We start from the raw sequence: 12,677 nt of genomic DNA on the forward strand, positions 1-12,677 counted from the left end.
TAAGTAGAAATGAAAAGTGTAAGAGTAGAAGAGGCAGTAGGAATGGTTTTATGCCATGATATAACAAAAATAGTTCCAGGAGAATTTAAGGGAAGAGCTTTTAAAAAAGGTCATATAATAAAGGAAGAAGATATAAAGGAATTATTATCAATAGGTAAAGAACATATATATGTTTGGGAAAATCAAGATGGAATGCTTCATGAAAATGATGCAGCATTAAGACTTAAAAATTTAGTATGTGGAGAAGGTTTAGAATTTGGAGAAATAAAAGAAGGAAAAATAAGCTTTATGGCTTCAAAAGATGGACTTTTAAAAATAGATAAAGAAAAACTTCTAGAACTTAATATGTTAGGAGAAATAATAGTTGCAACTATACAAAATAATACCCCTGTAAAGAAGGGTGAGTTAGTTGGAGCTACAAGAGTAATTCCTCTAGTTATAGATGAAAAGAAAATAATAGAAGCTGAAAATTTAATAAATAAAAAAATTATAAAAGTTATTGATATAAAACCTAAAAAAGTGCACATGATAACTACAGGAAGTGAAGTTTATCATGGAAGAATTAAAGACGCATTTGGACCAGCAGTTAGAAAAAAATTAGAGTATTATGGATGTTCTTTAGAAAATCAGGTTATATTACCAGATAATAAAGAAATGATAGTTTCAGAGATAAAGAAAGCATTAGAAAATGGTGCAGAAATGATTGTATGTACAGGTGGAATGTCAGTAGATCCAGATGATGTTACTCCAACTGCAATAAAAGAATGTGGTGCTAATCTTATTACATATGGTGCACCAGTACTTCCAGGTGCAATGTTTTTATTAGCATATAGTGGAAATGTTCCAATTGTAGGGCTTCCAGGATGCGTTATGTACTGTAAGAGAACAATTTTTGATTTAGTACTTCCAAGAATACTAAGTAATGAAAAATTAAGTCTTAGAGATATTGCTTTATATGGACATGGAGGATTATGCTTAAGCTGTGAAGTTTGTACATTCCCTCATTGCTCATTTGGAAAAGGAGAATAAAATGGATGACAAGTTAACACATTTTGATAATAAAGGAAATGCAGTTATGGTTGATGTAACTCTAAAAAATAAGACAGAAAGAGTTGCTATAGCTACAGGAAAAGTTAAAACAAATAAAGAAATAATAAGTAGAATAAAAGAAGGTACAATAGGAAAAGGCGATGTTTTAGCTGTTGCTAGAGTTGCTGGAATTATGGCAATAAAAAGAACATCAGACTTAATTCCAATGTGTCATCCAATAATGATAGATGGATGTAGTATAGATTTTGAAATAGATGAAGAAAACTCAGAAATAATAATAAATTCCAAAGTTAAAATTGTTGATAAAACAGGAGTTGAAATGGAAGCATTAACTGGTGTTTCAGTTGCTGCACTTACTATATATGATATGTGTAAGGCTGTAGATAAGAGAATGAAAATCGGCGGAATACATTTAGTTAAGAAAACTGGTGGAAAAAGTGGAGAGTTTAATTTTTAAAACTTTGAGGTGGTAGTATGTTAGATAAATTTGGGAGAAATATAGACTACCTTAGAATTTCTATTACTGATAAGTGCAATTTAAGATGTATATATTGTATGCCGGAGAAGGAAAATACTTTTTGTAGTAATGATAAAAAACTTACTAATAATGAAATACAAAGAATAGTTAACTTATCTTCTAAGCTTGGTATTAGAAAAGTAAGACTTACAGGAGGGGAACCTCTTGTAATGGATGGGGTAGTAGATTTAATAAATAATATAAATTCAATTGAAGGAATAGAAGAAATAGCAATAACTACAAATGCTATATTATTAGATGATAAGATTGAGACATTAGCAAGGTGTGGGCTTAAAAAAGTAAATATAAGTTTAGATACATTAAAAGAAGATAAATATTTTAAAATTACAAGAGGTGGAGATTTAAATAAAGTATTATCTGCAATAAATAAAGGTATAAAACTTGGTATTAAAATTAAGCTTAATGTAGTTATAGTTGAAGGTATTAATGATGATGAAATATTAGATTTAATAGATTTAACAAAAAAAATTCCTGTTGATGTTAGATTTATAGAGCTTATGCCAATTGGAGAAGGTAAAAAATTTAAAGGTTTATCTAATGAGAGTTTATTTGAATTTATAAAGAAAAATAATATCGAATTTGAATATATTAATAGAAATTCTCATGATGGACCAGCAGAATATATAAAGCTTAAAGATTCTTTAGGAAGAGTTGGTTTTATAAGTGCAATGAGTAATTGTTTTTGTAAAGAATGTAATAGAATAAGAATTACAACTGATGGATTTTTAAAGCAATGTTTAAATTGGAAAAGTGAAATAAATTTAAAGTCTATAATAAAATCAGGTGCAACTGATGATGAGATAAAAGATATAATTGAAAAAGCTATATATAATAAGCCAGAAAAATATCTTTTTAAAAGTATGGATAAGAATAAAGAAATAAAATTTATGAATGAAATAGGAGGATAATTCATGGCAAAAGTAGAAGCAATTTGTACAAGTCCTAAAAAGGGAACTGCAAAAAAACAAGTAGAAGAAGCTATTTTTATAGAAGATTTTGGAATAAAAGATGATGCTCATGCAGGAAAATGGCACAGACAAGTAAGTCTTTTAGAGCTTAAAAAGATAGATGATTTTAATAAGCAAGGTGGAAATGTCAAGTTTGGAGACTTTGGAGAAAATATTGTAATAGATGGAATAGAAGTTGATAAATTAGATATCGGACAAAAAGTTAAAATTGGTGACGTTATTTTAGAAATAACTCAAATAGGTAAGAAATGTCATAGCGAATGTGAAATATTCCATAGAGTTGGAAAATGTATAATGCCTATACATGGTGTATTTAGTAAAGTATTAAAAGGTGGAACTATTAAAGTTAACGATGAAGTAGAATTAATATAATAAAAAAAATGACTATCAATTTGATAGTCATTTTTTTATAAATTTATTTTAATTTCATTTTCTTTTCGTATCTATCATAAAGAATCAATGCAATTGTACCAAATATTATAGGTCCTGCAATTTGGAATAATGTTGCAACATAATCTCCAGAGTCTAAAGCAGGTTTAATTATTGTAAATATATTTGCAAAAGCAATAGTAATTATTACAATAGCAGTCCAAATTTTTGTTGCAGTATGACTCTTATACATAACGAATGGTTTATGTATTTCTTCCTTTTTCTTAAATGAGATAAATGCAAATGCTATAAATGCATAAGGTATAGTCATCGCAACGTTACTCATAAGTATTAAGTAGTTTAAGAAAGCTGATGCAGTCTTACCACCAAGTGAAGAAATTAATATTATAGCAACAACTATTATACATTGAACCCACATTGCATTTTTTGGCATATTATTTTCATCAAGTTTACTCCATGATTTTGGCCATATTTCTTTTGGAGTTCCTTCAATAAGTTGTTTAATAGGTGAATAAGTTAAAGTGAAGAATGAACCCATTAAAGCTAAGAACATTGAAAGCCCTATAAATCTTGCAAACCAAGCACCAAGCACTTGAGCTCCAGCAGTTCCAAGATTAAATGCTAGTCCTAAAGTATAGCCTAAATTACTCATAACAACATAACCAGCGTTTGCCATATTTACTGTTGAAGAATTTAATGTTGTTGACCAGTTAGTAAAGAAACCAACACATAATATTCCTAAAGAATAACCAATAGCAATAACTACAGCTGCTATTTTAATTCCTCTTGGAAATGTTTTTTCTGGGTTTTCAGTTTGGTCAACTAATCCACCAATTGCTTCAAGTCCACCATAAGCAAAAATTGCAAATACCATAAATCCTAATACACCAATTGGTGATTGATAGGTTGGATTTGGTGATGAAATAAATGAGTATGTACTAATTGGTTGAGCAAGTTCGAATTTGTTTACAACAAGAACTACTACTGCGCCAACTAATAAAACTATATTTGCTAAAGCTATAAAAGTACCACCGATTGAAGTAACTTTTGTTATACTCTTTAATCCTTTTGAAGCAGCAAATGTGATTATAACAAAAAGAGCTATACCAAGTAATGCCATTGTATGAGAAGCACTCATTCCAAAAAGACTCCAAGTTGAAGTTTTATCTTCTCCAAATATAACATTAGAAAGTGGTACCCAAATTGATGATGATGTAGAAACCATCCAAATTATATATGAAGTATACCACATAAAAGTAACTATAAATGCATATTTAGGTCCAACAGATTTATTCATCCATGAATAAATTCCACCTTTTTCATCTTTAAAAGCAGCACCGTATTCTGCAAGCATAAATGAATATGGAATGAAGAATGTAATTGCTGAAAGTATATACCAAGGTATAGCTGAATATCCCATAAGTAGGAATGCTCTAGCTATATTTGTAAATCCAAAAACTGATGTAAATGTCATTAATATTAGTGCTATTAATGTAAGTTTTTTATTATTATGTTTACTCATAAAGTTCCTCCTAAGAAGTAATGTTAATAATTTACTTTAACACATTAAAGTTATGAAATAATGAAGCATATATTAATATTATGTTAATAGTATTTAATAATATATGATTAGAAAAATAAATTTAAATGTAATAATAAAGATAAGTACATAGAATGTTCAATAAAATTTAAAAATTAATACATTTAATGCTGATAATATTAAAAGTATTATCAATAATTTTTGGAGGTCAGTTATGAAAAAAATTCTTTCTATATTTAAGAGAGATATGAAGGCAATAATAAAGAATCCAGTTGCTATTTTAATAATTGGTGGTCTTTGTATTATTCCTTCACTTTATGCATGGGTAAATATAAAAGCTTGCTGGAATCCATATGAAAACACTAGTACAGTACCTATTGCTGTAGTAAATAATGATAAAGGAGCAACATTTGATAATAAAAATATAGATATTGGAAAAGATGTTGTTTCAGAACTTAAAAATAATAAAGCTATAGGATGGACTTTTGTAGATTCAAAGAAGGCAGAGCTTGGGATTTTAAATGGGGATTATTATGCAGTAATTGAAATTCCAGAAGATTTTTCTAAGGACTTAACAAGTCTTGCAACAGATAAGCCAGTTAAACCTGAAATTATATATAAAGTTGATACAAAATCAAATCCAGTTGCAGGAAAGATAACAGAGGTGGCTGAAGAACAATTAGTTGATCAAATAAAATCTAATTTTGTTGCTACAGTAAACCAAACAATTTTTTCATCACTAAATAATGTTGGAAAAAGTCTTGAAGCAAATAAGGATCAAATAATAGGATTAAAAGATGCAATAATAAAAATAGATAAAAATATGGATCTTATAATTAGTACATTAAATTCAACAAATGGTAATGCGAAAAATCTTAATACATATTTAAATAGTATAAAATCAACTATACCAGAATTAACAAAAGGTATAGATGCAATACAAGATGGTGCTACTCAATCAAAAAAATTAACTACATACACAAAAAATGTTATAAACAATTCATTTGATAGTTTAGATATAAATATTGATCAAATAAGTGCATCAAATAAAAAAATAAACTCTCTTATAAATAGCTTAAATGATTCAATATTATCTGGAAGTAAAGATGGGGTAGGTACAACTATATCAGCATTAAAACAAGAAATAGACTATACAAGTAATAATATTGATAATGTTATTAAATTTTTAAAGGAATTAAATAAAAAATCTAATAACCCTAATTTAGAAAGTATAATTACTTCATTAGATAGTTTAAAAACATCATTAAATAATGAAAAAGATAAGTTAAATAGTCTAGAAAGCTCTTTTAATTCACAAGGTGAATTAAGCTCAGGAATTGTTAAAGATATAACTTCAATAAATTCAAGTATGAGTAATAAATTAAAAAATACATTAAGTGAATATAATTCTTCATCTAAAGAATCAATAAATAAAATATGTAATAGCTATATAGATGCTACAAATGAAGCAAATAAGCTTTTAGATGGTTCAAAGAAATTAGCTGGTAGTATTGAAGGGATACTTAATTCAGGAATAGATGCTACAAATTTAACATCTGATATATCAAATGATTTAATTAAAAAATTTAATTATTTTAAAGGCAATATAAGTGAATTAAGCAAAAATCTTCAGGCTATAAAGGATAATAATTTAAGTGAAATAGTAACAATCCTTCAAAGTAAGCCAGAAATTATGGGCTCATATATTTCAAGTCCATTTAATGTTAAAGATGAGTCAATTTATAAGATAGCAAACTATGGCTCTGGTATGGCACCAATATATTCCGTACTTGCAAGTTGGGTTGGATGCCTTGTTTTAACATCATTACTTTCTACTGAAATAAAACCATTTGAAGGAAGTGAAAATCTTACAATAAGAGATAAATATTTAGGTAAGCTTGTAACATTTGTTTTTCTTGCTGTTATACAAGGTTTTATTATAGCTTTAGGAGATAAATTTATATTAGGAGTTCAAACAGTTAATACACCGTTATTTATTTTATTTGGAGTATTATCATCATTTAGCTTCTGTATAATAGTTTATACCTTAGTTTCATTATTTAGAAATGTTGGTAAAGCATTAGCTATAATATATATGGTAATACAAATAGCAGGTTCAGGAGGAAGTTATCCAATTCAGGTAGACCCTAAATTCTTTAGAGTATTACAACCACTTTTTCCATTTACATATGCACTTGGTGGATATAGAGAAGCAATAGCAGGACCTCTTATAAGTAGCGTTGTGTTGGATATAGTAATGTTGCTTCTATTTGCAGGAGTATTCTTTGTAATAGGAACGTTCTTTAAAGAAAAGATATGGAAATATGTAAAGAAATTTGAGGATAAGTTTGAGGAATCAAGAATAGCTGAATAAAATTTTGGCTTCGTGAGATTATTATAGGAGGATGTTATGAAGAAAATATTTAAAATTTTCAAAAGGGATTTGAAAAATATTATTAAAAATCCAGCAGCAATAATAATTGTAACTGGCTTATTCTTTATTCCTTCACTTTATGCCTGGGTTAATATAAAAGCTTGCTGGAATCCTTATGTAAATACAGGATCTCTTCCAGTAGCAGTTGTAAATGAAGATACAGGAACCACATTTAATGGTAAAAATATTAATGTCGGTAATGAAATAGTAGAGGAATTAAAGAAAAATAAAGATATAGGCTGGAAGTTTGTTGGTAATTGGGAAGGTAATTATGGATTAAATGAAGGAAATTATTATGCACTTATAGAAATTCCACAAAATTTTTCAAGTGATTTAACAAGCCTTTTAAGTTCAAGTCCAATAAAACCAGATATAATATATAAAGCAAATGAAAAAGCAAATGCTATAGCAACAAAAATAACTCAAGTAGCAGAAAATAAATTAACAGAAGAAATAAAAAGTAATTTTATAAATACTGTAAATGAAGAAGCTTTTAAATATTTAAATCAATTTGGAGATAATATAAAAACTAATAAACCACAAATATTAGAACTTAAAAATACAATAAATCAGGCAGAAAATAGTATTGATAGAATAAGTAATCAATTAAATAATTCTGTTAAACAAATAAGTAATATACAAGGTAGCCTTGGAGGGGTAAAGAAAGATTTACCTTCTATTACAAATTCAATAAATAATCTTCAAAGTATGGTTATAGGAAGTAAAGATTTAGCCCTAAATACTAAGTACAGTATTCAAAACTTAGGAAATGGAATTAAAAATGATTTAGTTCAAGTTCAAATGGTACAAAATAAGTATAATGAACTATTAAATAATATAGCTACAACAACAAAGGATAATTTAGATAAAGAAAAAATTAGTAATACTATAAAAGATATGAATTCAATATTAGATTCTATAAATAGTAATATAGATACTACAAAATCAGCTTTAATAAAGATTAATGAAAAAATACATAGTCAATCAATACAAAGTCAAATAGATAAGTTAAATGGAGTACAAGCTGTAATAAAACAAGAAAAAGATGGATTATCTACTTTAAAATATTTAGTTGATAATAATAAATTTTCAGAAAAGGGACAAGATGCAATAAATAAGTTAACTGAATTAAATAATAGTTTTTCAAATAAAATAACAGATGCATCAAATAACTTATATAATAATGTAATTCCTTCATTAAATTCATTTGCAGATACATTTGCACAAGGCGGAGATAGTGCAAATAATGTATTAGAGGCTAGTAAAATAATTGTACCACAACTAAATGCATTAGCTAATCTTGGAATAGTAAGTGGAGATGTTGCATCATCACAAATAAAAGATGTTAATGTAAAAGTAGAGGATTTTAGTAAAAAAATCAATAAACTTCAAGAAGAAACAAAAAATATAACAAGTAAAAATATAGATAGTGCTATAGAGCTATTAAGCAAAAATCCAGAAACTATTGCTTCATTTATGTCATCACCAATAAACGTAAAGACTGTTGAAGTATATAATACAGGAATATTTGGAGTTGCTCTTGCCCCATTTTATACAGTTTTAGGAATATGGGTTGGAATACTTCTTATGTCAGCATTACTTACAACAGAATGTGATGAATTTGAAGATGGTGAAAAGTTAACATTTATTCAAAAACATTTTGGAAAGATGTTATTATTCTTATTTATTGGAATAGTTCAAACTTTAATAGTAATTTTAGGAGACATACATATACTTGGAATAAATCCAGAAAATACTTTATTGTTATATGGTATGGCGTTACTTTCATGTATAGTATTTACTATAATTATATTTACACTAGTATCTTTATTTGGAAATATAGGTAAAGCAATTGCTGTTGTAATAATGGTATTCCAAATAGCTGGTGCAGGAGGTATATATCCTATACAAACAAATCCAGAAATATTTAGAATGTTAGAGCCTTTATGGCCATTTACTTACGCTATAGATGGATTTAGGGAAGCTATTGCTGGACCTATATGGAGTAGTACAATGAAAGATATAAAGATGTTATGTATATTTGGACTTATATTCTTAGTATTAGGTGTATTTAAAAAGAGTTTAAATAAAGTAAGAGTATTTATGGAAGAAAAATTTGAAGAAGCTGAATTATAAAAAAAGCTAGGCTAAAATGTAGCCTAGCTTTATTATTTATTATTTATGTCAGATGAGGATAATCCTTTTTGCTCTAATTTTTTATTTGTATTTTTTCTAGTAATCTTATAAATTACTCCAAATAGAGGTATACCAAGAAGTAATCCTAAAAATCCAAATAAACTTCCACCAATTAACATAGCAAACATTACCCATATAGCAGAAAGTCCTATAGAATTGCCAACAACCTTTGGATATATAAGATGTCCTTCAAATTGTTGTAATACTATTATGAATATAATAAAAATTACAGCTTTAATAGGACTGATTATAAGTATTATTAAAGCTGAAGGAATAGTTCCAATGAATGCTCCGAATATTGGAATTAAACTTGTTACACCAACTACAAAACCAATTAATAATGCATAAGGAAGTCTTAAAATAAGCATACCTATAAAGCATAAAGTTCCAATTATAACGGCTTCTGTACATTGTCCTCCAATAAATCTTTGGAAAGTTTCATTAGAAACTCTTCCAACTTCAAGTATTTTATCAGCATGGTTGTCCTTTAAATGAGCATACATAAATTTTTTGCATTGGAATATAAGTTTTTCTTTGTTTGCAAGCATATATATTGAAAAAACTAAAGCTAAAAAGAAACTAATTATTCCAGATGTTATGCTAATAGTTAAATTTAGAAGGTGGTTTAGGGTAAATCCTAATACTTGGCTTGCAACTCCTAAAATATCTTTCCACGCATTCATAAGATTTTTCCAAATAGAATCAAATCCATCAATTGTACCTAAATTTTTAAGAACAAGTTGTTCAAATGATTGAACATATTGGGGAACATTATCAATTAATTTGGATACGCTATCTACAAGCTGTGGAATTATAAATATAACTAAAGTGCTTAATAATCCTATAACTAACAATAAAGTAATAATGATAGCTAAAGGTCTTTTAAATTTAAAGTTTTTAGATTTTGAAATAGGAGTTAAAATCTTGTTTTCAATTATTCTCATTGGGATATTTAAAACAAAAGCAATTCCTATAGCTATTAAAAATGGACCAGAAATATTTAAACCCCAACTAAAAAATTTACCAATAGAAGATAAATTTAAAAGTGTATAAGCCAAAAATATTATATATGTGGAAATTAAAATGGATTGCTTAAATTTACTATTTAAATTCTTCAATTAAATTTCTCCTTTCAATATTCTAAATAAATATAGTTATAAAAAATATTATACATATATAAAAAATTTATATCAATGAAAAAGGATAAATATTCAAAAAGAGAAATGGTAGGATTTTCATCCTACCATTTCAGTTGTAATTTGATATTATTTTATTGTATTCTCGTATTGTTCTACCATTCTTTTAACCATTTCTCCACCAACGCTTCCACATTGTTTTGAAGATAGGTCTCCGTTGTAGTCAGTGAATGGAACTCCCATTTCATTAGCTACCTCATTTTTGAATTTTGCTAATCCATCTTTTGCTTCTGGTACTAATTTTTTTGCCATTGTTCATTCCTCCTTATACGAGATGTTTTTTTGTAAAGTTTATTTGATTTACTTTACAATCATAGTTTATGTTTTTTTAGAATTTATAAACTATGTTTCTAAAACCAGTTATGGAATATTTAAGAAATAAATTTTTCTAAAAAGTTTTTAGATTTTAATCTTTATATTTCATATCTGGTAATAGATTATTTATAGTTTAACCAAGAAAGAAAAAAATACTACAAAAAATTAATCCAATTTATACCTTTTATTTTTTATTTAAATCTTTATAAGCTTTAACTCCATTTAATGTTTCTGCTTCTTTTATAGCTCTTAAAATAGCTTTTTCCATAACATTAGAAGCTATCATACCTATAGTTGTAATATCTGCATCCACTTCGTTTGTAGCCATTGTAAAGATAGTATCGCCATCAAACATAGTGTGAGCAGGTCTCATAGTTCTAGCATAACCATTATGGGCCATTGAAGCTATTTTTTTTGCATTAGCTTTTGTTAATGTAGCATTAGTTACTATTAATCCTATAGTTGTATTTCCTTTAAATGGACTTTTAGGATTCTTTAAATTATTAATTAAAATATTTTCACTATTTAAAAATTCATTTGTTTCGTTATTTATTGCACCTGCAATTATATTAGAATTTTTAGGATCTATAACATCACCTAAGCAGTTAACGGCAACTATAGCTCCAACTTTTAAATTATTAACTTCTACGGCATATGTTCCAAGACCGCCTTTCATAGCAGTGTGAGGACCTAAAATTTTACCAACAGTAGCACCGTATCCTGCTCCTATATTTCCATTTATATCATCTTTATAAGTTTCACTATTTATACAAGCTTCATATCCCATAGATTTATCAGGTCTTATTTTGGGATTACCAAAAGCTAAATCAAAAAGTACCGCTGAACATACTATTGGAACTTTAGCAACTTGAACATCAAATCCTACATTTTTTTCTTCAAGATATTTCATTACACCTGATGAAGCATCAAGTCCAAAAGCACTTCCTCCTGATAAAACAACAGCATGAATTTTTTCTATCATTTCAGATGGAGCTAAAAGGTCTGTCTCACGAGTTCCTGGAGCACCACCTCTTACATCAACACCACCTGTTGCACCTTTTTCACATATTATAACAGAGCATCCAGTAAGACCTTTTGTATTTTGAACATGACCTAATTTTATTCCATCTATATCAGTAAATTTAATTTCTTTCATAAAAATTAACCTCCTAAATTAAAAGCTCCTATAAAAAATAGGAGCATATAAGTTCAAGTTATTTCTTTATTTTTTTTATTGTTAAAACTACTGGTATTGTTATAAGAGCTGACAATAGCGCTTCTGGAATTCCATTAGTAGCAGCTACAGTTGCTATAGCAGTTCCAGCTGCGGCAGATGATATACCTAAAGCTTTTGCATATTGGTCTAAATAAAAAACATAAGTAAGCCCTAAAACACCAACAGTATTAGTAATAGTTCCAAGTACAGCTGCAATTCCTATAGGAATTGATTCTTTTTTAAATTTATTTTTTAATAAAGTATAAATATAATAAGCTATTATACCTATTAGTACTCTTGGAACAATTGCAATTATTGGATTGTAAAATATAAAAGATAATGGTGTTGGAGCTGTAAAAGCTTGATACATTGAAAAAAGACCAAAAACTCCTCCAACTAACGCACCAACTATAGGTCCTTCAACTATTGCACCTATTATTACAGGTATATGCATTATTGTAGCCTTCATAAAAGGCAGTGGTATAAACCCTAAACCTGTAAGTCCCATAAAGATTGATATACCTGAAAGCATACCTACAACAACCATTTGACGAAGTCCTAAAGCTCTTTTACTTGTACTTCTTTCCATTTTTGTAACCTCCGTTCTTATTCCCCCATTTAGGATATAATTCGGCAAAAAACAATGTAAAAATTTTGAATTTTGCGTTCAGTTTCAATATTTTGAATACCGACAGTATATATTTTACAATGAAGAAAAAGGAGTTTCAATAGAAATTGTTAAAAATTTATCGATAATTTTCTAATGACATTAATATATGAGATATTTACTATATTTAGGAATATAAAGTAGTTTTATTCAGAAAATTCAAAAAA

The 12,677-nt window shown here is 27.5% G+C and carries 11 protein-coding genes; 6 read left to right on the plus strand and 5 right to left on the minus strand.

Going from position 1 to position 12,677, the window contains the following annotated elements:
- The first annotated feature begins 9 nt into the window (after positions 1-9).
- The 4 genes from O212_RS0101725 to O212_RS0101740 are packed head-to-tail and all read left to right on the plus strand — an operon-like array spanning position 10 to position 2,928.
- Positions 10-1,029, plus strand: a complete 1,020-nt coding sequence (locus O212_RS0101725) for a molybdopterin-binding protein (RefSeq protein ID WP_024613449.1) — start codon at positions 10-12, stop codon at positions 1,027-1,029.
- Position 1,030: 1 nt separating this feature from the next.
- Positions 1,031-1,507, plus strand: a complete 477-nt coding sequence (gene moaC, locus O212_RS0101730; protein WP_024613450.1) for a cyclic pyranopterin monophosphate synthase MoaC — start codon at positions 1,031-1,033, stop codon at positions 1,505-1,507.
- Positions 1,508-1,524: 17 nt separating this feature from the next.
- A complete protein-coding gene (gene moaA / locus O212_RS0101735) occupies positions 1,525-2,496 on the plus strand; it encodes a GTP 3',8-cyclase MoaA (protein ID WP_024613451.1) in 972 nt (323 codons plus the stop codon).
- 3 nt (positions 2,497-2,499) lie between these two features.
- Complete coding sequence (locus O212_RS0101740; protein WP_024613452.1) at positions 2,500-2,928, plus strand: MOSC domain-containing protein; 429 nt, start codon at positions 2,500-2,502, stop codon at positions 2,926-2,928.
- Between the two features lie 43 nt (positions 2,929-2,971).
- Here O212_RS0101740 and yjeM read toward each other — a convergent pair whose 3' ends face one another.
- A complete protein-coding gene (gene yjeM / locus O212_RS0101745; protein ID WP_024613453.1) occupies positions 2,972-4,468 on the minus strand; it encodes a glutamate/gamma-aminobutyrate family transporter YjeM in 1,497 nt (498 codons plus the stop codon).
- 232 nt (positions 4,469-4,700) lie between these two features.
- Between yjeM and O212_RS0101750 the strand changes: the two genes are divergently transcribed.
- Together O212_RS0101750 and O212_RS0101755 are read left to right on the plus strand one after the other, a co-directional pair.
- Positions 4,701-6,860, plus strand: a complete 2,160-nt coding sequence (locus O212_RS0101750) for a YhgE/Pip domain-containing protein (protein WP_024613454.1) — start codon at positions 4,701-4,703, stop codon at positions 6,858-6,860.
- 36 nt (positions 6,861-6,896) lie between these two features.
- Positions 6,897-9,056 (plus strand): YhgE/Pip domain-containing protein, encoded by a 2,160-nt coding sequence (locus tag O212_RS0101755; protein WP_024613455.1) that lies wholly within the window; start codon positions 6,897-6,899, stop codon positions 9,054-9,056.
- Between the two features lie 32 nt (positions 9,057-9,088).
- Here O212_RS0101755 and O212_RS0101760 read toward each other — a convergent pair whose 3' ends face one another.
- The 4 genes from O212_RS0101760 to O212_RS0101775 form a co-directional block, all read right to left on the minus strand.
- Positions 9,089-10,234, minus strand: coding sequence for an AI-2E family transporter (locus tag O212_RS0101760; protein ID WP_024613456.1), 1,146 nt, complete (start codon positions 10,232-10,234; stop codon positions 9,089-9,091).
- Positions 10,235-10,381: 147 nt separating this feature from the next.
- The gene (locus tag O212_RS0101765) at positions 10,382-10,564 is read right to left on the minus strand and encodes an alpha/beta-type small acid-soluble spore protein (protein WP_024613457.1); all 183 of its coding nucleotides are present in this window, start codon (positions 10,562-10,564) and stop codon (positions 10,382-10,384) included.
- Positions 10,565-10,811: 247 nt separating this feature from the next.
- Positions 10,812-11,783: a P1 family peptidase gene (locus O212_RS0101770; protein ID WP_024613458.1), complete on the minus strand. Its 972-nt coding sequence runs from the start codon at positions 11,781-11,783 to the stop codon at positions 10,812-10,814.
- A gap of 58 nt (positions 11,784-11,841) precedes the next feature.
- Complete coding sequence (locus tag O212_RS0101775; protein WP_024613459.1) at positions 11,842-12,432, minus strand: ECF transporter S component; 591 nt, start codon at positions 12,430-12,432, stop codon at positions 11,842-11,844.
- Positions 12,433-12,677: the final 245 nt, after the last annotated feature.

Source organism: Clostridium sp. Ade.TY (genome assembly GCF_000498355.1).
Taxonomy (GTDB): Bacteria; Bacillota; Clostridia; order Clostridiales; family Clostridiaceae; genus Clostridium.

Coding starts and splice junctions, on each gene's coding strand:
- moaC (WP_024613450.1), top strand. CDS start 1,031: ATGGATGACAAGTTAACACATTTTGATAATAAAGGAAATGCAGTTATG.
- O212_RS0101725 (WP_024613449.1), top strand. CDS start 10: ATGAAAAGTGTAAGAGTAGAAGAGGCAGTAGGAATGGTTTTATGCCAT.
- O212_RS0101750 (WP_024613454.1), top strand. CDS start 4,701: ATGAAAAAAATTCTTTCTATATTTAAGAGAGATATGAAGGCAATAATA.
- O212_RS0101775 (WP_024613459.1), bottom strand. CDS start 12,432: ATGGAAAGAAGTACAAGTAAAAGAGCTTTAGGACTTCGTCAAATGGTT.
- O212_RS0101740 (WP_024613452.1), top strand. CDS start 2,500: ATGGCAAAAGTAGAAGCAATTTGTACAAGTCCTAAAAAGGGAACTGCA.
- moaA (WP_024613451.1), top strand. CDS start 1,525: ATGTTAGATAAATTTGGGAGAAATATAGACTACCTTAGAATTTCTATT.
- O212_RS0101770 (WP_024613458.1), bottom strand. CDS start 11,783: ATGAAAGAAATTAAATTTACTGATATAGATGGAATAAAATTAGGTCAT.
- yjeM (WP_024613453.1), bottom strand. CDS start 4,468: ATGAGTAAACATAATAATAAAAAACTTACATTAATAGCACTAATATTA.
- O212_RS0101755 (WP_024613455.1), top strand. CDS start 6,897: ATGAAGAAAATATTTAAAATTTTCAAAAGGGATTTGAAAAATATTATT.
- O212_RS0101765 (WP_024613457.1), bottom strand. CDS start 10,564: ATGGCAAAAAAATTAGTACCAGAAGCAAAAGATGGATTAGCAAAATTC.